The 24013-nt window shown below is 58.1% G+C and carries 30 protein-coding genes; 12 read left to right on the top strand and 18 right to left on the bottom strand.

All coding sequences use genetic code 11. The annotated features are described in order from the left end of the window. Nucleotides 1–9: 9 nt before the first annotated feature. The 5 genes from J7412_RS05330 to ugpB form a co-directional block, all read right to left on the bottom strand. Complete coding sequence (locus J7412_RS05330; protein WP_209077745.1) at nt 10–936, bottom strand: glycerophosphodiester phosphodiesterase family protein; 927 nt, start codon at nt 934–936, stop codon at nt 10–12. Next, nucleotides 936–1985 (bottom strand): sn-glycerol-3-phosphate import ATP-binding protein UgpC, encoded by a 1050-nt coding sequence (locus J7412_RS05325; protein WP_209077744.1) that lies wholly within the window; start codon nt 1983–1985, stop codon nt 936–938. The genes J7412_RS05330 and J7412_RS05325 overlap by 1 nt, the downstream gene beginning before the upstream one ends. 10 nt (nt 1986–1995) lie before the next feature. Continuing rightward, complete coding sequence (gene ugpE / locus J7412_RS05320; RefSeq protein WP_209077743.1) at nt 1996–2847, bottom strand: sn-glycerol-3-phosphate ABC transporter permease UgpE; 852 nt, start codon at nt 2845–2847, stop codon at nt 1996–1998. After that, on the bottom strand, nt 2847–3728 hold the full coding sequence (ugpA, locus tag J7412_RS05315) for a sn-glycerol-3-phosphate ABC transporter permease UgpA (RefSeq protein ID WP_209077742.1): 882 nt from the start codon (nt 3726–3728) through the stop codon (nt 2847–2849). Before ugpA ends, ugpE begins: the two co-directional genes overlap by 1 nt. 88 nt (nt 3729–3816) lie before the next feature. Next, nucleotides 3817–5121, bottom strand: coding sequence for a sn-glycerol-3-phosphate ABC transporter substrate-binding protein UgpB (ugpB, locus tag J7412_RS05310; RefSeq protein WP_209077741.1), 1305 nt, complete (start codon nt 5119–5121; stop codon nt 3817–3819). A 158-nt stretch (nt 5122–5279) separates the two neighbouring features. Here ugpB and J7412_RS05305 point away from each other — a divergent pair, with 158 nt between their 5' ends. The 3 genes from J7412_RS05305 to J7412_RS05295 all read left to right on the top strand — a co-directional run bounded on the left by J7412_RS05305 (nt 5280) and on the right by J7412_RS05295 (nt 8125). Next, nucleotides 5280–6194 (top strand): LysR substrate-binding domain-containing protein, encoded by a 915-nt coding sequence (locus tag J7412_RS05305; RefSeq protein WP_209077740.1) that lies wholly within the window; start codon nt 5280–5282, stop codon nt 6192–6194. 165 nt (nt 6195–6359) lie between these two features. Next, on the top strand, nt 6360–7337 hold the full coding sequence (locus J7412_RS05300; RefSeq protein WP_209077739.1) for a nitronate monooxygenase family protein: 978 nt from the start codon (nt 6360–6362) through the stop codon (nt 7335–7337). Nucleotides 7338–7348: 11 nt separating this feature from the next. Continuing rightward, a complete protein-coding gene (locus tag J7412_RS05295; RefSeq protein WP_209077738.1) occupies nt 7349–8125 on the top strand; it encodes an enoyl-CoA hydratase in 777 nt (258 codons plus the stop codon). 66 nt (nt 8126–8191) lie between these two features. Here J7412_RS05295 and J7412_RS05290 read toward each other — a convergent pair whose 3' ends face one another. The 3 genes from J7412_RS05290 to J7412_RS05280 form a co-directional block, all read right to left on the bottom strand. After that, the gene (locus J7412_RS05290) at nt 8192–8659 is read right to left on the bottom strand and encodes a thioesterase family protein (RefSeq protein ID WP_209077737.1); all 468 of its coding nucleotides are present in this window, start codon (nt 8657–8659) and stop codon (nt 8192–8194) included. Continuing rightward, on the bottom strand, nt 8628–9434 hold the full coding sequence (locus J7412_RS05285) for an alpha/beta family hydrolase (protein WP_209077736.1): 807 nt from the start codon (nt 9432–9434) through the stop codon (nt 8628–8630). The genes J7412_RS05290 and J7412_RS05285 overlap by 32 nt, the downstream gene beginning before the upstream one ends. Before the next feature lie 101 nt (nt 9435–9535). Continuing rightward, on the bottom strand, nt 9536–9847 hold the full coding sequence (locus J7412_RS05280; protein ID WP_209077735.1) for an ETC complex I subunit: 312 nt from the start codon (nt 9845–9847) through the stop codon (nt 9536–9538). Between the two features lie 549 nt (nt 9848–10396). On the opposite strand from J7412_RS05280, the gene uvrB reads away from it, so the two are divergent. The 4 genes from uvrB to J7412_RS05260 all read left to right on the top strand — a co-directional run bounded on the left by uvrB (nt 10397) and on the right by J7412_RS05260 (nt 14409). Further along, nucleotides 10397–12589, top strand: coding sequence for an excinuclease ABC subunit UvrB (uvrB, locus tag J7412_RS05275; protein ID WP_209077734.1), 2193 nt, complete (start codon nt 10397–10399; stop codon nt 12587–12589). 150 nt (nt 12590–12739) lie between these two features. Next, complete coding sequence (locus tag J7412_RS05270) at nt 12740–13240, top strand: hypothetical protein (protein WP_209077733.1); 501 nt, start codon at nt 12740–12742, stop codon at nt 13238–13240. A gap of 214 nt (nt 13241–13454) precedes the next feature. Then, entirely contained in the window at nt 13455–13943 is a 489-nt protein-coding gene (locus tag J7412_RS05265) for a hypothetical protein (RefSeq protein WP_209077732.1), read from the top strand. An 82-nt stretch (nt 13944–14025) separates the two neighbouring features. Beyond that, the gene (locus tag J7412_RS05260) at nt 14026–14409 is read left to right on the top strand and encodes a hypothetical protein (protein WP_209061685.1); all 384 of its coding nucleotides are present in this window, start codon (nt 14026–14028) and stop codon (nt 14407–14409) included. A 51-nt stretch (nt 14410–14460) separates the two neighbouring features. Here the strand turns inward: J7412_RS05260 and J7412_RS05255 are convergent, their stop codons facing one another. Then, complete coding sequence (locus tag J7412_RS05255) at nt 14461–14751, bottom strand: zf-TFIIB domain-containing protein (protein ID WP_209077731.1); 291 nt, start codon at nt 14749–14751, stop codon at nt 14461–14463. A gap of 405 nt (nt 14752–15156) precedes the next feature. Between J7412_RS05255 and J7412_RS05250 the strand changes: the two genes are divergently transcribed. Continuing rightward, nucleotides 15157–15660 carry a pyridoxamine 5'-phosphate oxidase family protein gene (locus tag J7412_RS05250; protein ID WP_209077730.1) on the top strand — a complete coding sequence of 168 codons (504 nt, stop codon included), beginning with the start codon at nt 15157–15159 and terminating at the stop codon, nt 15658–15660. 31 nt (nt 15661–15691) lie between these two features. Continuing rightward, nucleotides 15692–16090, top strand: a complete 399-nt coding sequence (locus J7412_RS05245) for a VOC family protein (protein WP_209077729.1) — start codon at nt 15692–15694, stop codon at nt 16088–16090. Between the two features lie 41 nt (nt 16091–16131). Here the strand turns inward: J7412_RS05245 and J7412_RS05240 are convergent, their stop codons facing one another. From J7412_RS05240 to J7412_RS05230, 3 genes are read right to left on the bottom strand one after another with little or no spacing between them, the layout of a single operon-like run. After that, nucleotides 16132–16635, bottom strand: coding sequence for a hypothetical protein (locus tag J7412_RS05240; protein WP_209077728.1), 504 nt, complete (start codon nt 16633–16635; stop codon nt 16132–16134). Nucleotides 16636–16652: 17 nt separating this feature from the next. Beyond that, nucleotides 16653–17060, bottom strand: a complete 408-nt coding sequence (locus tag J7412_RS05235; protein WP_209061696.1) for a universal stress protein — start codon at nt 17058–17060, stop codon at nt 16653–16655. Between the two features lie 34 nt (nt 17061–17094). Next, complete coding sequence (locus J7412_RS05230) at nt 17095–17421, bottom strand: antibiotic biosynthesis monooxygenase family protein (protein ID WP_209061698.1); 327 nt, start codon at nt 17419–17421, stop codon at nt 17095–17097. Between the two features lie 227 nt (nt 17422–17648). Here J7412_RS05230 and J7412_RS05225 point away from each other — a divergent pair, with 227 nt between their 5' ends. Beyond that, nucleotides 17649–17969, top strand: coding sequence for a hypothetical protein (locus tag J7412_RS05225; protein ID WP_247743782.1), 321 nt, complete (start codon nt 17649–17651; stop codon nt 17967–17969). Nucleotides 17970–17976: 7 nt separating this feature from the next. Here the strand turns inward: J7412_RS05225 and hisD are convergent, their stop codons facing one another. Next, nucleotides 17977–19287: a histidinol dehydrogenase gene (hisD, locus tag J7412_RS05220; RefSeq protein ID WP_209077727.1), complete on the bottom strand. Its 1311-nt coding sequence runs from the start codon at nt 19285–19287 to the stop codon at nt 17977–17979. A gap of 89 nt (nt 19288–19376) precedes the next feature. Between hisD and J7412_RS05215 the strand changes: the two genes are divergently transcribed. Next, nucleotides 19377–20342: a LysR family transcriptional regulator gene (locus tag J7412_RS05215; RefSeq protein WP_209077726.1), complete on the top strand. Its 966-nt coding sequence runs from the start codon at nt 19377–19379 to the stop codon at nt 20340–20342. Between the two features lie 144 nt (nt 20343–20486). On the opposite strand, the gene J7412_RS05210 is transcribed toward J7412_RS05215, so the two are convergent. Then, nucleotides 20487–20915, bottom strand: coding sequence for a low molecular weight protein-tyrosine-phosphatase (locus J7412_RS05210; protein WP_209077725.1), 429 nt, complete (start codon nt 20913–20915; stop codon nt 20487–20489). A 90-nt stretch (nt 20916–21005) separates the two neighbouring features. Between J7412_RS05210 and J7412_RS05205 the strand changes: the two genes are divergently transcribed. Then, nucleotides 21006–21710 carry an NAD-dependent deacylase gene (locus J7412_RS05205; protein WP_209077724.1) on the top strand — a complete coding sequence of 235 codons (705 nt, stop codon included), beginning with the start codon at nt 21006–21008 and terminating at the stop codon, nt 21708–21710. A 63-nt stretch (nt 21711–21773) separates the two neighbouring features. On the opposite strand, the gene J7412_RS05200 is transcribed toward J7412_RS05205, so the two are convergent. From J7412_RS05200 to J7412_RS05185, 4 genes are all read right to left on the bottom strand, one after another. Beyond that, nucleotides 21774–22265 carry a copper chaperone PCu(A)C gene (locus J7412_RS05200; RefSeq protein WP_209061710.1) on the bottom strand — a complete coding sequence of 164 codons (492 nt, stop codon included), beginning with the start codon at nt 22263–22265 and terminating at the stop codon, nt 21774–21776. Nucleotides 22266–22301: 36 nt separating this feature from the next. Further along, complete coding sequence (locus tag J7412_RS05195) at nt 22302–22661, bottom strand: hypothetical protein (RefSeq protein WP_209077723.1); 360 nt, start codon at nt 22659–22661, stop codon at nt 22302–22304. Between the two features lie 101 nt (nt 22662–22762). Next, on the bottom strand, nt 22763–23053 hold the full coding sequence (gene rpmB, locus J7412_RS05190; protein ID WP_209077722.1) for a 50S ribosomal protein L28: 291 nt from the start codon (nt 23051–23053) through the stop codon (nt 22763–22765). A 171-nt stretch (nt 23054–23224) separates the two neighbouring features. Then, nucleotides 23225–23956 carry a hypothetical protein gene (locus tag J7412_RS05185; RefSeq protein WP_209077721.1) on the bottom strand — a complete coding sequence of 244 codons (732 nt, stop codon included), beginning with the start codon at nt 23954–23956 and terminating at the stop codon, nt 23225–23227. Nucleotides 23957–24013: the final 57 nt, after the last annotated feature.

Below are 24013 nucleotides of genomic sequence, written 5' to 3'. Positions count from 1 at the left end.
GAAGCCTTGTTAAGCGGCGGCGCGGCGGAGCAGGCAATCCTGCACGCGGCCGGGATAATCGCTCACGATGCTGTCCACGCCGCATTCAATCATGCGGTTGATGTCTGCCACCTCATTGACGGTCCATGTGCCGACAACCAAGCCAAGGCCGTGGGCCTCCTCCACCAACTCGGCGGTCACATCCAGAAAATGCGGGCACCACATTTGGCCGCCGGCCTCCACAACAGCTTTGGGTAGGGACGGCGGAATTTCTTTCCAGCGCGGCATCACAGTGCGGTCGACGTTTTCACCCGGGAAGCCCTTGGGCAGGTAAGACAGGTAGGAGGTCGGCATCTCCGGCGCTTGCGCGCGAGCCACATCGAGAATGCCCCAATCAAAGCTGTGCATCACCGTGCGCTCGACCACACCGGCGCGGCGCACCTCAGCAGCAACGGCGGCAACCATCTCTTCGCGTTCCTGCGCCATATCAAGCGCATCCGGATCTGTCTTCATCTCCAGCAACAGCGAGAGCGATGCGTTTTCAGGCTTGGCGGCAAAGGCCAGAACGTCGGCCAGAGTGGGCGCTTTGGCTGACGGCAGTGTCGCCTGATCCGAAAATCGTCGGCCGTATTCTGTGTCCCGATTGGCGGCACCCACATTGCAGCCCTGCACTTCGGCCAGGGTCATCTCGGCCACGCGCGGTCCGGGATCCGGAAGCCAGAGGCCATCTGCGCCACGGGCCAAGGCGCCGTCCAGCGTGTGATTGTGCACCACAACCGGCACCCGGTCTTTGGTCATCACCACATCAAATTCAATCGACGCCACGCCGATCTGCTGGCAGAAGGCAAAGCCTTCCATGGTATTTTCCGGCAAAACCCCGCGCGCACCGCGGTGCCCGGAAATCCGGGGTCCCGCCGCATCCGCGCGAAATCCTTCTAGCTGCCCATATTGACGCATCACTCGATCCGTTTTTGCGTGTCCGGCGCAAAGAAGTGCATATTCTCCGGCGCCGCACCAAATTTCATTTCGGTGCCGGGTGCTGCCGTCACATGTCCGGGCAGACTCACCACCATTTCAGTGTCGGTACCTTTAAGTGCGCCATGTAACAATGTGTTGGCACCTAACTGTTCCATCAGTTGCACCTGCACCTCAATTGCACCGTCCTCTTGGGGCTCCAAATGCTCGGGCCGCACGCCCAGAACCACATGGCCCTGCCCCTGAGCAACGCCAAGCTGTGCCCCATTGGACAGGGTCGTCACCCCGTTCGCCACTTCGGCAGGCAGAAAATTCATGGCCGGGCTGCCGATAAAGCCAGCCACAAACATGGTTTCCGGGCGGTCATAGAGCTCAATGGGGGTGCCGAACTGTTCCACATAGCCGCCATTGAGCACCATCAGCCGATCCCCCAGTGTCATGGCTTCGACCTGATCGTGGGTTACATAGATCGAGGTCACGCCCAGCTTTTGTTGCAGTTTGCGGATCTCAAGGCGCATCTGCACACGCAGCTTGGCGTCGAGGTTAGACAGCGGCTCATCAAACAGAAAGACCTGCGGATCGCGCACAATTGCACGGCCCATGGCCACGCGCTGGCGCTGACCGCCGGACAGTTGGCGCGGTTTGCGCTCGAGATACGGACGGATTTCAAGAATATCCGCAGCTTCCTCAACGCGACGGTTGATTTCATCCTTGCTGATTTTGCGGATTTTCAGGCCATAAGCCATGTTCTCGCGCACCGACATATGCGGGTAAAGCGCGTAGTTCTGAAACACCATCGCGATGTCACGGTCTGCGGGTTCCAGCTTATTGACCACACGGTCGCCAATCTGGATTTCCCCGCCAGTCACGGTTTCCAGCCCCGCCACCATGCGCAGCAGAGTGGATTTACCGCAGCCGGACGGGCCGACGATCACAACAAATTCACCGTCTTCAATCTGGCCGTCGATGTGATGCAGCACCTCGGTGTCGCCATAGGCTTTCACAAGGTCTTTCAATGTAATGGATGCCATGGTCGTTTGCCTATTTGTCTGTCTCGGTCAGCCCTTGCACAAAGAGCTTCTGCATTGCGATCACCACAAACACCGGCGGGATCATCGCCAGTAGCGCGGTCATCATGATGATGTTCCATTGCGGAGATTGCTCTGCCGCCTCCAGCATCTGTTTGATGCTCATGACAATCGTGGTCATGTCGTTGTCCGTCGTGATCAGCAGCGGCCAGAGATACTGGTTCCAGCCGTAGATGAAGAGGATCACAAACAGCGCGGCAATGTTGGTGCGGCTGAGCGGGACGAGGATGTCGATGAAGAACCGCATCGGCCCTGCCCCGTCAATCCGCGCGCTTTCCAGCATCTCATCGGGGATCGTCAAAAACACCTGCCGGAACATGAAGGTCGCGGTGGCCGACGCAATCAGCGGCACGGTCAGCCCCCAATAGCTGTTGAGCATCCCCAGATTGGCCACCACCTCAAAGGTGGGCAGGATGCGCACTTCTACGGGCAGCATCAGGGTGATGAAGATCAGCCAGAAAAAGCCCATGCGGAAGGGGAATTTGAAGTAGACGATGGCGAAGGCCGACAAAAGCGAGATGATGATCTTGCCCAGCGCAATCATCAGCGCCATCGCCAGCGAGTTCAGCAGCATACGCCAGACCGGCGCGGCCTCCGCACTGGAGAGGCCAGAGCCAAAGAGCGTTGCCTTGAGGTTTTCCAAGAAATGCGTGCCCGGCAGCAGCGGGATTGGCGCTTGGGTCATGCGCACGGCGTCATGGGTGGCGGCCACAAAGGTGATCCAGATCGGCAGCGCCACAAGCACCACACCGAAGATCAGGATCAGATGGCTGACCAAAGTCAGGATGGGACGATTTTCAACCATCAGTATTCGACCTTTCGCTCAACGTAGCGGAACTGGACCACAGTCATGGTGATGACGAGGAACATCAGGATCACGGACTGTGCCGCAGAGCCGCCCAGATCGAGGCCCACAAAACCGTCGTTGAACACTTTGTAGACAAGGATTGTGGTGCTGTTGGCGGGCCCGCCCTGTGTCACCGCGTGGATGATGCCGAAGGTGTCAAAGAAGGCGTAGACCGCGTTGATCACAAGGAGGAAAAACGTCGTGGGCGAGATCAGGGGGAAGATGAAATCCTTGAACCGGCGCACCGGCCCTGCCCCATCAATCGCAGCCGCTTCGATCACCGAGCGCGGGATGGATTGCATGGCGGCGAGATAGAACAGGAAGTTGTAGGCGATCTGCTTCCACGCGGCGGCGAAGATCACCAGCATCATCGCATGGCTACCTTTGAGGTAGTGGTTCCAATCCAGCCCCACCATATCCAGAAGGAACGGAAAGATGCCCAGCGTCGGGTTGAACATGAACACCCAAAGCGCGCCCGCCAAAACCGGGGCGACCGCATAGGGCCAGATCATGAGCGTCCGGTAGGCCATCGCCCCGCGCACCACACGATCGGCAAAGGCCGCAAGGATCAGCGCAATCGACATCGACAAGATCGCCACCGCAGCGGAGAAAAACAGCGTGCGCCAGAATGTTGCGAGATACTGTTTGTCCTGAAACAGGATCTGGAAATTCTCAAACCAGACAAACTCTGTGGACAGCCCGAAAGCGTCCTCAATCAGAAACGACTGATAGATCGCCTGTGCGGCTGGCCAAATGAAAAAGACCAGCGTGATGATAATCTGCGGGGCCACCAGAAGGAAGGGCAGCGCAGAGGATGGGAAATGGACGCGTTTGAGCATGTCACCCCTGAAAACCTGTGGTCGTTTTGAACGACAAAAAACGCCCGGCAGCCATGAAAGACCGCCAGGCGCCCGGAGTTAACCTTGATCAGTTGGCTGCACGCTCAAATTTGCGCAGCAGGGCGTTGCCGCGCTCGGCCGCCGCGTCCAGTGCCTCTTGCGCGGTTTTGTCACCAGCCCAGAGCGCTTCCATTTCTTCATTGATCACGTCGCGCACCTGCACGAAGTTACCAAAGCGGATGCCGCGGGAATTGGCGGTAGGCGTGTTCAGGCTCAGCTGTTGAATGGCAGTGTCTGTACCCGGGTTGTCCTGATAGAAGCCCTGCTCCTTGGACAGCTCATAAGCGGCTGTGGTGATCGGCACATAACCGGTTTCCTGATGCCACCATGCCTGCACCTCAGCAGAAGACAGATAGGTCATGAACTGGGCCAGACCTTTGTATTCATCCGCCTCATGGCCTGCGAGCGCCCAGAGCGTTGCCCCGCCAATGATGGAGTTCTGCGGCGCGTCTGCGACGGAGGTGTCCAGCGGCAGCATGGTCTGGCCAAACTCAAACCCCGCCTGAGATTTGATCGAGCCATAGTATGCAGAGGAGTTCATCCACATGCCGCATTCACCATTGGTGAACATCGGCAGGGAGTCGCCGCGGCGACCGCCATATTTGAACAGGTTGCCGTCTGACATCGCCGCAACATCGTCCAGACGGGCCGCGACCTTGTCGTTGTTGAAGGTGAATTCGGTGTCAAAGCCCGCAAAGCCGTTTTCTTTGGTGCCCATCTCAAGATCGTGCCATGCGGAGAAGTTCTCGATCATGACCCAAGATTGCCAGCCAAAGCTCACGCCGCAGTCCATGCCGCTGTCAACCAGCGCCTGAGAGGCGGCTTTCACATCATCCCAGGTTTTGGGTGCATCTACACCCGCCGCCTTCAGGGCATCAGCGTTGTACCACAGCACCGGTGTGGAGCTGTTGAACGGCATCGACAGCAGTTCGCCTTCGGGCGTCTGGTAGTAGGAAATCACCGCTGGCAGATAGTCGGATTTATCAAAGCCTTCGCCAGCATCCGCCATCATCCGCTCAATCGGGTAGATCGCGCCTTTTGCCGCCATCATGGTTGCGGTGCCCACTTCAAACACCTGCACCAGATGCGGATGCTCTTTGGCCCGGAAAGCCGCGACCGCAGCGGTCATCGTCTCGGTGTAGTTGCCTTTGTAGGTTGGCACCACTTTGTACTCAGACTGGCTGGCGTTGAAGTCTGCCGCCATCTTGTCGATGCGTTCGCCATTGGCGCCACCCATGGCATGCCACCACTGGATCTCGGTCTGGGCCATGCCCATTCCTGCCATCAGGCTCGCCATTGCCACGCCGGAAAATGCTGCTTTGGTAAAATTCATCTCTCTCGTCCCCTCACTGAACTGACCAAATTTCAGGCAAAGCATTCGAAAATAGATGAAATAATGCAAGTTAAACTTTTTAGACACAAACATAACTCAGTGTTATATAGGTGCGATAAAACGATACAAACATAAGAAAAACCAAGGGTTCGGGTGCCGTGAAATTTCAGATGAGACAACTCGAAGCCTTCCGCGCGGTGGCGGAAAGCGGGTCAATTACCAAAGCTGCGGAGGCACTTGGCGTCTCTCAACCGGCAGTGAGTCGGCTTATGTCGGACTTTTCCAAGTCGGTCGGCTTTGAGCTTTTTCACCGGCGGCGCGGGGTGCTCGAGCCCACCAGCGACTCGCGGTACTTGCTGGCAGAGGTGACCCGCATTCTGGACCGGCTTGATCATCTGGATGATCTGCGTCGCGACATTGCCGAGCGGAAAACGGGGCATATCCGCATTGCCTGCCTTCCCGGATTTGCGACCAGCCACCTGCCCGGCGTGCTGGTGGACTTTCTCAGTGACCGTCCCGGAGTGACCGTCACCTTGGAGCCGGATCGCCCTGAGCGCATTCTGGAGTGGATCATCGGGGAGCAATATGACTGTGGCATCACCGACGGGTTTGCCGGGCATCCGGCGACGGAGGCGACCGATATTTCCATCCGCTCCGTGCTGATCATGCCAGAAGGCCACCCTCTGACCGTCAAGCAGGTGATCACGCCCAGCGACATTCGGGATGAGAAGCTGATCCACTCGCGCCGCGACAGCCCGTTTTTTCGTCGGGTGGAGCGTGCCTTTGCCGATCATGGCGAGCAGCTCAAATCCTGGATCGAAGTGCGCCAGTTCACCGCTGCCTGCACCATTGTCAGCCAAGGCCATGGGGTGTCGATTGTCAGTGCCTTGGACGCGGAGCAATATCGCAACAAGGGTTTGACCATCCGGCCTTTTTCACCACAGATCGACCACCGGCTGACCATTCTGCGCCCGGTGACAGCCAATGCCTCGCCGCTGGTTTTTGATTTTATCAAGGCCTTCACGGACAGCCTCGTGCCGTTCATGGCCGCAGCTCCGGACGCGCCGGTATAAAGGCTTCAACGGCCTCCTTAAAATTGTCATTTCCGGCCATTAAGGCACACTAAATGGCCGAAAAAATCAAGGACGCTACGTTTTCAAGAACAGCGCTTTCATCCCAAGTACCTCCCATGGTTGTTAGGCGCCAAGCGGAATTTTAAGAGATAGAGGAGGCTTCTCATGAAAACAGCCATCACCGAAATGTTGGGGATTGAACACCCGATCATTCAGGGCGGGATGCACTATGTAGGCTTTGCCGAGATGGCGGCGGCGGTTTCCAACGCGGGTGGGCTTGGCACCATCACCGGCCTCACCCAGAAAACTCCGGCAGATCTGGCCAATGAAATTGCCCGCTGCAAGGACATGACCGACAAGCCGATTGCGGTGAACGTGACCTTCCTGCCAACCGTCAACGCACCGGATTATCCCGCACTCATCAAAGCCATCATCGACGGCGGCGTGACCGTGGTGGAAACCGCAGGCCGCAACCCTGCGCAGGTGATGCCCTATCTCAAGGACGCGGGCATCAAAGTGATCCACAAATGCACCTCCGTGCGCCACGCGCTGAAGGCGCAGGAGATTGGCTGCGACGCGGTCTCCGTAGACGGGTTTGAATGCGGCGGTCACCCGGGCGAAGATGACATACCCAACATGATCCTGCTGCCGCGTGCCGCAGATGAGCTGGAGATCCCCTTTGTGGCCTCCGGTGGTCAGGCAGACGGCCGCTCGCTTGTGGCTTCGCTGGCGCTAGGTGCCGCAGGGATCAACCTCGGCACCCGTTTTGTGGCCACGCAGGACGCGCCTGTGCATCAGAACGTCAAAGACGCGCTGGTTGCAGCCACGGAGCTTGACACCCGTCTCGTCATGCGCCCGCTGCGCAACACCGAGCGTGTACTGACCAACAAGGCGGTGGAACGTGTTCTCGCCAAAGAGAAAGAAAAAGGCGACGCGATCCAGTTTGACGACATCATTGATGAGGTCGCAGGCGTCTATCCGCGTGTTATGCAGGATGGCGAAATGGATGCGGGCGCATGGTCCTGCGGCATGGTCGCGGGCCTGATCAACGACATCCCGACCTGCGAGGAACTGATTTCGCGCATCATGCGGGAAGCTGATGAGATCATCAATCAGCGCCTTGTTGGCTTCAGCAAAGCGTAAGGGGACCTAAAATGACCGATACAACCACACCAGAAAACGGCGTTCTCACCGAGCAGCTCGGCCAAGTGATGCGCATCACCATGACCGCGCCGGGCAAGAAAAACGCCATCGACAAAGACATGTACCTTGGTCTGGCCGACGCCTTCAACGCGGCCGCTGTCAACTCCGAGATCCGTGCCGTCTGGCTGCGCGGCGCAGACAATGACTTCACCAGCGGCAATGTGGTCTCTGGCTTTGATCAGACCGCCAAAGGGGACAATCCTCCGGTGGCTGCTTTCCTGAAAGCGCTGATCGAATTCCCGAAACCGATTGTTGCCGAGGTCGAAGGCGTCGCAATCGGCATTGGCGCCACCATGCTGATGCATTGCGATCTGATCTATGTGGCCGAGGGCGCCCGTTTCCGCCTGCCTTTTGTCAACCTCGGTTTGGTGCCCGAAGCCGGCGCGAGCTACGTGCTGCCACGTCTGATGGGCCAAGCCAAAGCGGCGGAACTGCTCCTGTTGGGCCGCATGTTTGACGCGGACGAAGCGCTGAGGGCGGGTTTGATCAATCAGGTTCTGCCTGCGGCCGATCTGGTGGCCACGGTTGAGGCGACGCTCAAGGCCCTGTGCGAACAGCCGCCGGAAGCCATGCGCCTCACCAAGGCGTTCCTGCGTCGTGATCTGGAAGGCACCCTTTGGGACCGCGTCAGCAACGAGCTGTCGGACTTTGCCGCGGGTCTGGACAAGGACGAATTCAAAGAGGCCTACGCAGCCTTCACCGAAAAGCGCAAACCGGTCTTCAAATAAGACAAGAAAGCCGATGCAAGGACCTTCCTGCATCGGCTTTTTTCTATGGCCAAAATCTGTGAAAACTCAGACCAGCTTGGCCCCTTCCGGCACAGTCACGGCGTAGTCGGTTTTGAAAATCTCTGGCATCTTAACAGGGCGGCCTGTGGTCAAATTAGTGCTCACATAGTCAGACTGCGCCCGCAGGATGGTTTTCTGATCGCTCAGGCGCACCACCTGAAACAGTCGGCTGCAGCGCAAACGCCCGTCGTTTGACAGGATCCAGTTAAACACCACGACCTCATCATCCAGAAACGCGGAAGACAAGTATTTGATCTCATGGCGCACAGCGGCCATGCCGCGTTCCATCTTCAGACAAACTTCTTCCGTCAACCCAACCGCGCGCGTGTGCTCCCAAACGGTGGCGTCCAGCCACTTCAGGTAGACCGCATTGTTGACGTGGTGAAACCCGTCCAGATCCTCTTTGGTGACCTGAAACCGCTTCCAGTAAGAGTTTGGAAAATCAGCGAGGTTTTCGATCTCTTGATCCGTCATGTGCACCGCTCACGTTGGCTTGGAAAGGAGGATTTTGCGACACCCTAGAGCTTGCATTCGCACTGCGCCAGTCAGCGCATTGGGTCGCTACGCAACGTCCCCGCAACATGTCTCTAGCGTCGGCTAATTCGTGGGCACAGACCTGCTTGATCCAATCAGCCGCCACCTTGCAAAGCCGCTCCAAATGCGCGGCGTGATCCAGCCCTGTCACCCGTTTGCGGGGCTTCAGATCGTGGTCGCCATCTTCAAACCAAGCGAGCTCCACCTGCTTTGACAACGCATAGGTCGCAACTTCTTCTTGGGTGCCAAAGGGATCACGTGTGCCATGGCATATCAGGGTCGGCGTCAGCAGCGCCTCCAGATGCGCAACCCGGAGGGATTCCGGCTTGCCCTGCGGATGAAACGGGTAGCCAAGGCACAGGGCACCTTTGATCTTCCCCGCCGCCAAAAGGTCATCTGCAATCAGGCTGGCCACGCGCCCGCCCATGGATTTACCGCCGATGACCACCGGACCACTTTCAGCCAGCGTCGCAAGCGCCGCGAGATATTCCTCCTGCAAGAGCGCCACCTTGGGCGGCGGCCGTTTCGCACCGCCCGTGCGCCGCTGCGCCATATAGGCAAATTCAAACCGCGCCACCTGCACACCGCGCGCAGCGAGGCCTTCAGCCACGGTGGTCATAAACGGCGCGTCCATGCCGATCCCTGCCCCATGTGCAAAAACAAAGGTCGGCGCGTCTCTACCCGCCGGATTGATCAGAAATTCAGGTGCAGCCATGTGGCCTCCAAACATAGAAAAGGCGCCCGCAGGCGCCTCCATCAACACTCACCCCACGACATTCCCTAAAGAGCTCCGCACGGGGTTTGGCAGATCCTGCCTCAGTGTGTCCAAGGCCCGCGGCGGTTGGTGGCAAAGTTTTCGCCGTAACCGCCCGCGCGGATATTCGGCTTGCGCTTTTGCGGCTCAACCACCTGTGCGTCGATCCCGCGATCCCGCGCGTAAGCCAGCGCCGCATCCTTGCTGTCAAACTTCAGGCGCACCTGGCTCTGCGTGTCGCCGGAGCCGGTCCATCCCATTAAAGGATCAATGTCCTTGGCCTCCGAGGGGCCGTATTCCAGCACCCATTGGTGTGTCTTGGCGGTGCCCGATGACATCGCTGTCCGGGCTGGCTGATAGATACGCGCAATCATCGCATTCTCCTTGGACTGTTCGCTTTATCACGGATTCCGGACGCTGCGACAAGTGGCAGAATAGCGCAGAAGCGCTTGCAAATATTCAATCTTTGGAAAGGAAAGGCTCGCAAGCAACCAAAACGCCTTTCCAAACTGCGGGGAGCGAGGGGTGTAAGTGCAGATTGAAACGGTCGTTGCACATGGTTGCTTGCTGAAATGAGAATATCGAACATGCCGCTTTATATGCAAGTGCAACATATATTTAATTACGCAAAGTGATGGAATTTTGTTCTAAAATTTCAAAAGCAAGCACAACGACTTACTCAATGGAGCGCACCGACTGCTTTCCTAAGGTCAATTTGAGCCAAATTGCTGCAGCGCCAAAACGGAGATCGCGCTGTTTTTCTGCAAGCGCGAAACCTCCCCTCCTGTCACTTATTGTCAGCATTGCACTTCAACCACCCTTGAATTGCTATTTCGCCCTTGCATAAGAACAAAAAGAGACCAACATCAGAGGCCGACGCGCCCGCGCGCGCAGAACGTTTGCCCAGCGCCTGGATATTCACAATGACCGATGCCGCCAATGCTCCGCTCCTAAATGGCCCTGATCCCAGCGCCCCTCGCCGCCCCAAGCTTGAAGGCGGCAAACGCATTGTTATGCATACAGAATTTGAGCCCGCAGGCGACCAGCCCACCGCCATTGCCGAACTCTCCGCAGGCGTGAATGACGGCGACCGCAATCAGGTACTGCTCGGTGCCACCGGAACCGGTAAAACCTTCACCATGGCCAAGGTGATTGAGGAAACCCAGCGCCCGGCGATCATTCTGGCGCCGAACAAGACGCTGGCGGCGCAGCTTTATGGCGAGATGAAGGGCTTCTTCCCAGAAAACGCGGTCGAATATTTCGTCAGCTTTTATGACTACTACCAGCCGGAAGCCTATGTGCCGCGCTCTGACACATTCATCGAGAAGGAAAGCCAGATCAACGAACAGATCGACCGGATGCGCCACTCTGCCACGCGGGCGCTGCTGGAGCGCGATGATGTGATCATCGTGGCCTCGGTCAGCTGCATCTACGGTATCGGCTCGGTGGAGACCTACTCCGCGATGACCCTCGATCTGAAGGCGGGTGGCGAATATGACCAACGGCAGGTGATCGCCGATCTGGTGGCCCAGCAATACCGCCGCAATGACGCCGCCTTCCAGCGCGGCTCTTTCCGGGTGCGGGGCGACAGCCTTGAGATCTTCCCGGCCCACCTGGAGGACCGCGCATGGAAGCTCTCCTTCTTTGGAGAGGAGCTGGAAAGCATCACCGAGTTTGACCCGCTGACTGGCGAGAAGACCGATACATTTGAGCAGATCCGCGTTTATGCGAACAGCCACTATGTGACGCCCAAGCCAACGCTTAACCAAGCCATTGTAAACATCAAGAAAGAGCTGCGTCAGCGGCTGGATCAGCTGGTGGACGAGGGCAAACTGCTTGAGGCGCAGCGGTTGGAGCAACGCACCAATTTCGATCTGGAGATGCTGGAGGCGCAGGGCTTCTGCAACGGCATCGAGAACTACTCGCGCTATCTGACAGGTCGCGCGCCGGGGGAGCCGCCCCCCACCCTGTTTGAGTTCATCCCCGACAATGCCATTGTCTTTGCCGATGAAAGCCACGTGTCGGTGCCGCAGATCGGCGGCATGTACCGGGGCGACTATCGCCGTAAATTCACACTGGCGGAACACGGCTTCCGTTTGCCCTCTTGTATGGACAACCGGCCGCTGAAGTTTGAGGAATGGGACGCCATGCGCCCGCAATCGGTCTTTGTTTCCGCAACCCCTGCGGGCTGGGAGCTTGATCAATCCGGTGGTGTGTTCTCTGAACAGGTGATCCGCCCGACCGGCCTGCTTGATCCGGAGGTGGAAATCCGCCCTGTTGAGATGCAGGTGGACGATCTGCTGGATGAAATCCGCAAGGTCACCGCAGAGGGGTTCCGCACATTGGTGACGACGCTCACCAAACGTATGGCCGAAGACCTCACCGAATATCTGCACGAGCAGGGCATCAAGATCCGCTATATGCACAGCGACATCGATACGCTGGAACGCATTGAAATCCTGAGGGATTTGCGGCTTGGCGCCTTTGATGTGCTGGTTGGCATCAACCTGCTACGTGAGGGGCTCGACATCCCGGAATGTGGTCTGGTGGCCATTCTGGATGCGGACAAAGAGGGCTTCCTGCGCTCGGAAACCTCACTGGTGCAGACCATCGGCCGCGCCGCGCGGAATGCTGAGGGCCGCGTGATCATGTATGCGGACCGTATGACCGGCTCCATGGAGCGCGCGATTGGCGAAACCAACCGCCGCCGCGCCAAACAGATCGCCTATAATGAAGAACACGGCATCACCCCCGCGACGGTCAAAAAGAACGTCGAGGATGTGCTGGCCGGGCTCTATCAGGGCGACACCGATCAGTCCCGCGTCACCGCCAAGATCGACAACCCGCTGCACGGCGGCAATCTGGAAACCGTGCTCAACGGTCTGCGCGACGATATGCGCAAGGCGGCGGAGAACCTGGAGTTCGAAGAGGCCGCGCGCCTGCGCGACGAGATCAAACGTCTGGAAGCCGTGGATCTGGCTGTGGCGGATGATCCGATGGCACGGCAATACGCCATCAAAGCTGCTGAGGAAGAGGCGGTGAAGAGCAAGGGACGGTCTACGGCAGGCCGTGCCGGGCAACGTGGCGGGAATGTAAGAAGCAAGCGGGGGCGGTAAAACGTAGGGTGCGCAATCCTTGCGCACCTCTTTGGTCAGCAGGTCGCCACAATACGCTGTATATCTAGTGTTTTCTTGGCATCCTCCAAAAAAAACTGGAAAGAATCAGACACACCCCTAAGTTGTCCAAAGCAACCTATGAGGACATAAATGATACGGGTCAGCTTTACCAAGTTCTTAGATTTTGTTGCCCAAACCGGCGAACCGAAAGCCACAACGGCTCTTCAAGCATGGCGTCAAAGCAACATACCTTATGATCCCAAAAGGGACTATCATCGTAGAATCCGCCAACTTCTCGTCAACTATGAGAAGACAGGTCAAGAACCAGACTGGGAGGCTTTCGTTGATTCACAAAATCCTAAAAAACAAAAAAACTTCCAAGAAACGATAGACTGCTACACAAAATGGCGTTCAAAAAATGAGGTAGTCAGCTGGTTCGATCCACCAAAAGAAGATTGGTCACGCGATGAATTCAAGCTTCATATTAATCCAGAAATGGGCCTAGAAATTGACGGCGAACGCCATGCTATCAAGCTATTCCTAAATAACAATAAGCTTTCGCGCCTTAAGGCACAGATGGCAAGCCTGATTATGCATCAAGCTCTCTCTGACAAAAGCCCCGAAACGCGTTTTTCAATTTTTGATATTTAACGAAAGCAACTCCATACCTTCAATGGTTCATCTGAAAAACTTGATTACCTCCTTATTGGCGAAACCGCACATCTTTCCGCGATGCTGCTTACGGCGATCCGGTCTTCAGATTGAATGCATTATCTGAATAGGCCGCGTCCGACCTCGGGAGGAAGCGAACGCGCCCTCCCATGGGGGAGGTCGGGCGCGGCATGATGCTCTGCATCATGCGTTTGTGACGCGCCACCCACTCGACGCAGAGCCAGTCGCCTCTTACCCTCCCCCCATGCGCATCCTCTTCATCCCTCTCTTCTTAGTCACCCTCGCCACCCCGGCCACGGCGTGGCAGGCCACAACCGGCGAAACCTGCACCCTCACGCATGAGACCACCGACACCCGCGTCCACCTCACCTACGATCCAAGCAAACCGCTCTACACCCTCGCAATCACCCGCAAGTCCGCGCCTTGGCAGACCGCGCCTTGGTTCGCCATGCGGTTCCTTGGCCCCAATGAGATCACCATTTCCACGCCGAAACATGCGCTGTCGGACAATGACCAAACGCTCAATGTGGCGGACAGCGGGTTTGGCAATGTGCTGGACGGGTTGCAGTTCAACCACACCGCGGTGGCGTTCACTCAAGCGCAGACCGTTCCAATCTCGCTTAAAGGGGCCGGGCCGGAAGTGCAGAAATTTCGTGACTGCGCCGCCGCGCAACTCTCCTGAGCCACCCGTTATCCGATAACACCGCCGCGTTTTTGCCTGTCACAGCGCCCTAAGCCATGGCTCCGAAAAAACGGAGTCTCACATGCACGCAAAATGCGCCCTCGCCCTGCTCACCCTTTATGCACTTGCCGCCTGCGCCACGCCGCTGGAGCGCTGTCTCAACACCGCCAACAGCCGGGTGACGCAGCTGCAGAACGCCATCGCCACAGCCGAGGGCAATATCTCGCGCGGCTATGCCATCCATACGTATCAGGAGCCGGTTGTGGTACCCAAAGACTGTCACGACGAACACGGGCGTTGGTATCGTTGTGATGAAACGGAATACCACACTGTCGAAGTGCCGGTGGACATCGACATTCGGGCAGAGCGGGAAAAGCGCGACGGCTTGCGCCGGGATCTACGGGCTGCACGCACACAGGCTGCGCGACAGTCGGACCAGTGCTTCGCGGCCTATCCCGAAGGCTAAACCAAAAACGGGGGCACTTGGCCCCCGTTGTCATCCCTTCTGAGCGCACGCTTAGAAATCAAAGATGTCATCCAGAAAGCTGCTCATCTTTTTCTTTTTGCGCGGTTTGCTGTGGTAATCGCGATCGTGCCCGCGATCATAGTCGCGGCTCTCATAGCCAAGGCCTTGTGGGGCCTGCTGCTGAGGCGGAGGAGGTGGCGGGCTGTAGGCGCTTGCGCGTTCAATGATCTTGTCCAGCTCCCCGCGATCGAGCCACACGCCGCGACACTCAGGGCAATAGTCAATCTCCACACCGTTGCGATCTGCAATCACCAGCGTCGCGCCATCAACCGGACATTTCATCAAAGAACTCCTCCTATGTTTCCTGAGACAGAGATAGGCACGCACCGTTCAAATTTCATGAGTGCAGGCAAAGACATAGCGCCACACGCGCAAAATTTCGCACAAACCCGACTGAAACGCTCAAATTATAATTCCGACAAAACCAGTCAACTATATGTTTTTAAACGATTTTCTCTTGCACCTCCCTGCGACTCACTCTAGATAAATACTCAAGACATCAGCGAGCCAGATCGGCAACTCACGTACGAAGCGAGCGCTCCAGCAAGGCCCAGCCAAACGCCAGGTCCAGCCAGACAGCCAGCCACGCACGTAGGCAGCAAAGATCAAGCCAGCGATACAATGCGGCGCAAGGGAAAATCCCCAGCGCCGCTTTTGTTTTGGGCCATAGGCTGGCAATGTGCTGACATGACTGAAAAATCTCCGATCCGCCCGACCGATGAAGATGCCCGTGCCTTGGCACGCGCGTTGATTGCAGAGGCCCGCTTCGCCGCGCTGGCGGTGACAGATCCCGACAAAGGCACGCCCTCGGTCACGCGGATCGCCATCGCCACTGCACCTGATGCGGCGCCGCTCACTTTGATTTCCGACCTCTCCAGCCACACGGCAGCGTTGCGTGCCGATCCCCGCTGCGCCTTGTTGCTGGGCGAGCCCGCCGAGAAGGGCGATCCCCTCACCCACCCGCGCCTGACGGTTCATGCCAAGGCCTGTTTTGTGCCACGCGACAGTGAAGAGCACACAACCCTGCGCAGCCACTATCTGGCGCAGCGGCCCAAGGCGAGACTTTATATGGACTTTGGTGATTTCAGCTTTGCGCGGTTCGAAGCCTTAGGCGGTCTTCTGAACGGCGGATTTGGCAAAGCTTTCAAGCTGACACCGGCTGATATGTTGGCGCCATCCAGCCCAGCTTGACCCATGGCGTGCCCGCCCCTACCGTCAAGCTATGCCCCTACATTCGCTTGATCACGCAAACATCCGCACCGGCAATCTCAGCAGGATGGTCTCCTTTTACGAGGAGGTTTTGGGGATGAAGGCAGGCCCCAGACCGGATTTCGGTTTTCCCGGCGCGTGGATGTATCTGGGGGAGCAGGCGGTGGTGCATCTTGTGGAGGTGGAGGGCCGCCCGCAGACCGATGGCGATCTGGCGCTTGAGCATGCCGCCTTTGGGGCTACGGGCATGGAGGCTTTTCTCGACCTGCTAAAATCCCGCAAAATCGACTATTATCTCGGCTTCCCGCCAGGGTTTCCGATTGTGCAGGTAAATCTCAAAGATCCAGACGGCAATCATCTGCATGTGGATTTTCACATTGATGAATTGCCGGAGAAGCTTCGCCCGGCTTAGCCTGTGGCGCGCATGCAAAGAGCGCCGCTACTGCTCAGTCTTCACTGCATCAGAGCTTTGGACGCCAGAAGCACCTGAGCGATCGGCTCAAAGTAGCGCACTTCCAGTGATGACGCGCCCCGCATTGCGGCCACGGCCCGGTCCACACCATCGCCATAAAGCGCCTGCGCAACGGGCACGGAGTCAGCCGTGACCGCCTTGATGCGTCCGCCATTCACCCGGACCCGGTCGACATTCTTGTCAAGATGCTCGCGCACAAAGGCATAGAGCCCCCGATTTACACGGGTCAGGGCAACCTCGGCCTCCCAATACACGGAGGCATTGGCCACCACCCGCACGGTCTGGCTGTAGGCCTGACGCAGACAGTCCACGCGATAGATCGGATCCAGGGTGGCGCATTGCTCTGCACCGTAGGTGAACGTGTCAACGGCCCGCTTGGTTTGATGCTCGGAGAATCCATTGTCCTCCTCCGCAGAAACAGCGCCCGCCAAAGCCAATACCGCGACCATCGCGGCTCCGCGCAACCATTTGACAGTCTTTATCATTTTGCCGGGGCTCCTTGTTAACGGGTCACGTGAATCGCACAGGTGGCGTGGCGCACAACCTGCGCCGCAGTACTGCCCAGTACAATATCCTGAACCCCGGGTCTATGCGACGCAATGACGATGCAGTCCACATCTTCGTTTTTGGCCCAATTGACAATGGTTTTCCCTGCGGAACCTTCGGTTACCACCCCGCGCGCATTGGGCATCTCTGCCCCCATCGCCTCAAGGCTGGCAACAATGGCGGCCTGCGCCTCTTCCTGAAAGCCCTTTGGCACATAGTTGATCACATAGTTGGGTACATTGGCCATCACATGCAGCAACGTCACCTGACCATCCTCAGCAACCAAGCGGCGTGCCACCGCAATCGCCTCCTTCGGATCATGCGCATCATCAAAGGCCACGGGAACCAAGATATGCTGATACATGTGACTCTCCCAAGCCTTTGAAACCCAAACCAGACTAGGCCCGATCAAAAGCCTCGACAACATCATACATCACCGGCTCAAAACTGCGGCAAAGCTGATGGATGCGCCGGTTTCGCTCCCGCATTTCCTCGCTCCGCAGCATGGCCTGAAAATCCTCGCGGCGACGCCATTGAGAATAATTAGCGATCCGGGTCTGCGCATCATTCACATGCAACCCAGCCGCGATAAAACCCGGCTGTTTTGAGATAAACTGATCATAAGCTTCGGTCAGCGCATCGAGCAGATCCTGACAGGTGCCGGGGGTCATCTCAAATGTCGTGATGACGGTTTGAAGGTCCGCCTCCTTGGTGATTTTGGGCATAGTTCCTCCTTCCTTTTCCTCAGCTTAGCGCAGCCACGCCGCGATTGGCCAATGAATAAAGCCGCATCGGCACAGAGCCGCGCCTGTCGGGCTGCGCCACGCAACCGCACCCCACGCGCTTGTGATTGCAACAAACCTGCCTCTGGCCCATACTGGGCGCAAATACGGACAGGCCAAATGACGGAGCAAAAAATTTCCGCGGGCCCGAGCAGACACATGAGGCAGTAATGACCCGAGCACTTTTTGCGCTGCTGATGGCAGCTTTTCTGATCCCGTCGATCCCACAGCAGGCGGACGCGCGCGTGCTGAACCGCGCCTGTCAGCAATCGGAGCGTGACGCCGCCAACCGCAGCCTGTGCCGCTGCATTCAGAAAGTGGCGAACAGATCGCTGTCCCGTGCGGATCAGCGACTGGCCGCAAGCTTCATCAAAGAGCCGCATAAGGCGCAGGAAATACGCCAGTCAGACAGCCGCAGCCATGAGATTTTCTGGAAGCGCTACAAGGCCTTTGGCGAAGACGCCACGCGCAGCTGCAACCACCTGCGCTAAGGCGCGCTTAACCGCCGCTGACCAGCTTCAGACTCGGCGGCGTCAGAAAATGCTCCTCCCGCATCTCCGCGCTGATGGCATGCCCGACCATGCCCTCTTCGCGTGAAATCACAGAAGAAGCACGCACCAACTCGGGCAGGGCCTCATCCGCAACCCGCTGCCAGGTCACGGTTTTCAGGAACTTATGCACCGACAACCCGCCGGTGTAGCGCGCGGCTCTGTCTGTGGGCAGCACGTGGTTTGGCCCCGCGGCCTTGTCACCAAAGGTCACGCAGGCGCGCGCCCCAAGGAACAGTGAGCCATAGCTGCGCAGCCGCGTTTTCCACCATGCCAGATCCTCCGCCTGCACATGCAAATGCTCCGGCGCGTATCTGTCTGAGACCAAAGCCATTTCTTCGCGCCCCTCACAGAGGATCACCTCGCCGCGCTCTACCCATGCCTGTCGCGCAGCGCTTCGGTTGGGCTCCGGTAGCTGTGCCACGCAATCCGCGATCCGCGCCATCACAGCCTCTGCCAGCGCCCGATTGTCACATACCAGCCAGACCGGAGAGTTGCCGCCGTGCTCCGCCTGCCCAACCAGATCCCAGGCCACAAGATCGGGGTCGGCGGTCTCATCCGCGATGATCAGGACATCTGTGGGGCCCGCAAACATATCGATGCCCACCTCGCCAAAAAGCTGCCGCTTCGCCTCAGCGACATATTGATTGCCCGGCCCCACCAGAATGTCGGCACGGCGAGCTCCGAAATGCCCCTCTGCCATGGCAGCCACCGCCTGAACTCCGCCAAGCGCCAAAGCACGGTCCGCCCCGGCAAGCCACATCGCATAGAGGATCGCCGCCGGGATACCCTCCCCCGGACGTGGTGGCGAGGCGGCTGTTACATCCCCGACCCCCGCCACACGCGCGGTGGTGATGCTCATCAACGCGCTGGCGATGTGGCTATAGCGCCCTCCGGGCACATAACAGCCCGCTGCATCCAGTGGGATCACCCGCTGCCCGGCCATCAACCCCGGACGCAACTCGATTTCAAATTCATTGAGACTGCTGCGTTGCGCTTCGGCAAACCCGCGAATGTTGTCATGCGCATAGCGGATCGCATCGCGCAGCTCAGGCGTGACATGCTGTGCAGCTTCGGCCATCTGGTCCCGCCCGACCACAACCTCGCCATCCCAGCGATCCAGCCGCTGCGCATACTCGCGCACCGTCGCTTCTCCGCCCTGCCGGATACGGGCCAGCATGATTTCGACGGTGTCCCGCGCATCCGCCGTACCGGCCTCTGCAATCGTGGCGTCTGCCCGCTTCAGATAAGTGATAGTCATGTCAGTCTCCTGCCATATCTCGATGTTATTCTTGGCTTGACCCAATCCCTGCGACTATTCACAAAAGGCAAATCTGCCGGAGAGCCAAAATGTTGAACAAAGGTGTCACCCTCAGAGGGTTGGAAGTGTTTGAAGCGCTCGCAGCGACCGGGGCCGTAGCGCAGGCGGCGGAGATCACGGGGCTGTCCCAACCGGCGGTGTCTCAGCAGATCCGAAATCTCGAAAAGGCGCTTGGTGCCGACTTGCTGGACCACAGCAAACGGCCGATGCAGCTCACCCCTGCAGGGCGCGCTTATCTGATCCGTGCCAGTGCGGTGCTTTCGCAATTGCGGCTGGCGCAGTCTGAGCTGGCAGTGATGGACCTCACCCACCTGACGCAGCTCTCCATGGGCATCATTGATGATTTTGACAATGATCTGACCCCGCGCCTTGTCACGACGCTGGCAGAGTCGATGACCCGCTGTCAGTTCCGCCTTGTCACCGCGCCGAGCCATGAGATCACCGAAGCCATTCGCGCCCGTGATCTGCATCTCGCGATCACTGCCTCCTCCGGAGAAGTCATTGACGGGATTACGGAATACCCGCTGACCCGCGATCCGTTTATTCTGATTGCCCCAGCCGGTCGCGTGCCTGCAAAAGGCGATGTGATGGAGGCGCTGGCCGATCTGCCGATGCTGCGCTACGGGCAGGAGCAACTGATTGGCCGTCAGATTGAAGCCCACCTGAAACGCTGCAAGCTCGACATTCCGCAACGGTTTGAAATCGGCTCCAACCCATCGCTCATTGCCATGGTGTCGCGCGGGATTGGCTGGGCCATCACCACGCCTCTGGGCTACCTGCGTGCGACACGCTTTCATGATCGCGTCACCGCACACCCGCTGCCGTTTGCCCCTTTCAGCCGCACTATTTCCCTTCTGGCAAGCGGAGACTGGGCTGACACAGTGCCGCGCGACGTGGCCCAAACCATGCGCAACCTGCTGAGCAGCCACATGATTGCCCCGGCCATCGAGAAACTCCCGTGGCTGGAGGATGATTTTCGTGTGTTGGACCGATAGGCACCGCACAGGTCAGGCTCCGAAATGACTTCGGCTTTACTGTCTGCCGGTACCGCCCATGTCAGCAAGAGGCCCCGGCGCTGCTTTGCAAACAGCAGCCTCTACTTTTCATTTTCCTGAAACTACCGCCCCATTTGCGCAGATCTAAAGCGCGGCAACAAGACCACGCACGCAGGTTTCAATCAGATCCAAGGCCCCGTCAAAATCACGGGTGTAGTAAGGGTCAGGCACCGCATCGGCGGCGCTGTCTTCATAGTCGGTGAAAAGCTGCACAGGCGTTTCGTTGCCTGCCGGACGCAACCGCTCAATATTGGCGAGATTGCCTCCGTCCATTGCGATGATCAGATCAAAACGCGAGAAGTCTGCGACGTCAAACTGGCGCGCGCGCAGATCTGAGAGATCGTAGCCCCGCGCCTTGGCCGCCGCTTGCATCGGACCATAGGGCGGCTCTCCCACGTGCCAGCCTCCAGTGCCTGCGCTGTCCACATCCACCTCCGGTGCAAAGCTGCGAAACACACCTTCGGCGGTGGGGGACCGGCAGATATTGCCCAGACAGACAAACAAAATTTTCATGGCGGATCATCCCCTTATCTTGCCAGCACCCCGGCACCTTGCCACAGTCAACACAGAGGCACCACAAGCAGCAGCCAGCGAGACGCGCATATGACCACCAACATCGTTATCCTGACCGGCGCCGGTATCAGCGCGGAAAGCGGCCTTGGCACATTTCGAGACGAAGGCGGACTTTGGGCACAGCACCGGATTGAGGATGTGGCCACGCCAGAGGGCTTTGCCCGCAATCCCGATCTGGTGCATGAGTTTTACAACGCCCGACGCGCCAATGCGGCGGAGGCGGCACCCAACGCCGCGCATTATGCGCTGGCGGAACTTGAAGCCAAACTTGACGGCACGCTGCTGATTGTCACCCAAAACGTCGACAGCTTGCACGAAAAAGCTGGCAGCAAGAACGTGCTGCATATGCATGGGATCCTTGCCGGAGCACTGTGCGCCGCATGCGATCACCGCTGGGAGGCTCCGGCTGTGATGGCCAAGGAAGACCCCTGCCCGGCCTGCGCTGCGCCTCGGACACGCCCGGACGTGGTGTGGTTTGGCGAAATTCCCTACGAGATGGAGCGCATTGAGCATGCGCTTTCCGCGGCTGACGTATTCGTCTCGATTGGCACCTCAGGAGAGGTTTATCCGGCGGCGAACTTCGTGTCCCACGCCGACTATATTGGCGCGCATACGGTGGAGCTGAATTTGGAGCCCTCTGCCGGGGCATCCCGCTTCGCCGAAGTGCATCTTGGCCCCGCCACGGAAACAGTCCCGCAATGGGTGGCGAGCGAGCTGGCCCGCACCAACAGCTGACACAAACAATAAGGGCCACCTCAACCGGCGGCCCAATGTAAAGACATAAACAATGCGCGGCGGTCAGCCGTCGGTCTTTTTCATCTCGCCGTGGCCATGCGCCCCTGCGGCGGGCTTACGCTCCAGATCCACAGGCACCTCAAGTGTAATGTCGCCTGCTTTTTCAAAGGTCAGCGTCACATTCACAACGTCGCCATGCTCCAGACCATGGGTCAGCCCCATGAACATCACGTGATCGCCGCCACGTTGCAGCATGTGTTTGCCACCTGCCGGGATCACAAAGCCCTCTTTCACGTGCAGCATTTTCATTTTGCCGTCGCCGATGTCTTTGTGGGTGTGCAGTTCTGTGCGCTTGGCCACATCGGAGCTGACAGAGACCAGACGGTCATCTTCGCTGCCGGTGTTCTCGATCACCATAAAGCTTGCGCCGGATTTGGAGATCTTGGTGGCGACGCGGGCGTAGGCGTCTTTCACAGCAATGGTTGTTTCGGCAAATGCTGGAAGCGCGAAAGCCACAGCAGCGGCGGCGGCGAGGGTGAAGGTTTTAACGGACATTATTGGTCTCCTGTCCCTGTGAGTTGATGTGTCAGATTAAAAAATGAACACATCAATCGGAGGCGCACGTGCGCTGGGGGAGGTTTGGCGAATCGCCTCCACATGGTCGCCCAAAGCCAATCGCGCGATACGGCCCTGCCCCAAATGGGCTTCTATTGCGACCTCGGGCACCGCGATCCAAGTCAGCAAAGACGCCGAAAAATCAGGGCATAGATGCGGCGGGCCTGTGGGGTTGCCATCAGCATCCACAGGCACCATCACCGGATTTTCGCCGATGCAGTATTCCGCATAGCCCGCAACACCGGGCAAGCCACGCGCAATCGCCATGCTGTGCCCTGTCAGGACCAGCACGAGCGCGAGCACTCCGGAGATATATGCGCGGAAGTTTGCCGTCATGCCCGCATATAGACATGGCGTCTAAGCTTTGTGAAGACGACAAAAGGAAACAGCCCCACCCGAAGGTGAGGCTGTCAAAATCTCAAAAAAGATCAGTGCGATCAGGCGCTTGCTGCCTGCGCCTTTGCGATCTCTTTTTTCACTTTCAGAGCGTTGTCGGAAAGCTCAGTGTCTTTTGCCTTTGCCAGGAACGCGTCCAAGCCACCGCGGTGGTCCACGGTGCGCAGCGCGGCTGCGGAGATGCGCAGTTTCACGCCACGGCCCAGAGTTTCGGACTGCAGAGTCACGTCGTTCAGGTTAGGCAGAAAACGACGCTTGGTTTTGTTGTTGGCGTGGCTGACATTGTTGCCAGTCATCGGGCCTTTTCCGGTCAATTCGCAACGGCGCGACATGGGTTCATCCTCGTTTTACGGTGCACGGGGATAACGGCCCCGTCAAAGCATAAGGGCGCTGCCTAGGCCGCGCCCGGAATTTTGTTTGGCGTGATTAGGCGGAATTGGCAGGGCCGTCAAGTGATTCAACATCACATAATGACTCTGATGGCCTGCAAAGGCGTTTAAACCTTACACATCCGCCGGGGAAGGCCCTCTGAGCGGCTTTTTAGACGGAAGGCTGTTGCGATCCCATCTGATCGTCATGCCCTGATCACGGCGGGCAAAGATCTCCGGCAGGAAGTTCTCGAAATTGCCGATTTCCTCAACGCTGTGCAAGAGCCAAGCGTAATTCTTATCCTCGTAGTAGAGCCAAGGAATGATCATCCGGTTCACAATCGGTTTGAAAATCCCCTTGGCCACACCAACGGTCAAGAGATTGCGCACCTTCAGCCCTTCAGGTCCATCCTCATAGTGAAACTCCACATCCGCAACCGTCACGCCGCTTCTGGTGGCGCGCAGGGCAAAACGGGTCTCATCTCTGCGCACGACCTCCAGCCGCTCATTTGTCGTGAAATCGGGGTTGCGCTGATAGCCCTCAACGATGGTGACAAAGTCTCCTGCCGTCAGCGGGCGTTCTTTGTCGGCCTTTTCGCTTTCCAGAGAGATATGGACCTTGGGGTGGCTCACCAAAAAGGCCGGATAGGTCGTGCCATCAATCACCAGAGAAAGATCCGCATAGACCCCGTACCACCAACAGAGCATTTCTGCTGTCACTTCCCGAACCGGTGGGTGCTCGATTTCAAATAGGGTCCGCCCATCTGACAGATGCGTCACAGTCGAAAACGCGTTGTCAAAAACTCTTGAGGTCCCATCCGAAGTCTCGCGGCTCAGGAAACTCCATGCACCACCCTCCCAGCTCATCTTAGGCCAAACCCGCCTCTGCTTTCTCCACTGACAAAAACAACAGATATTTGTCAG

Source organism: Shimia sp. R9_3, from assembly GCF_017743755.1.
GTDB lineage: Bacteria > Pseudomonadota > Alphaproteobacteria > Rhodobacterales > Rhodobacteraceae > Shimia.
The sequence above is the reverse complement of the archived record's forward strand: the minus strand, read 5'-3'. Positions and strand labels throughout refer to the sequence as shown.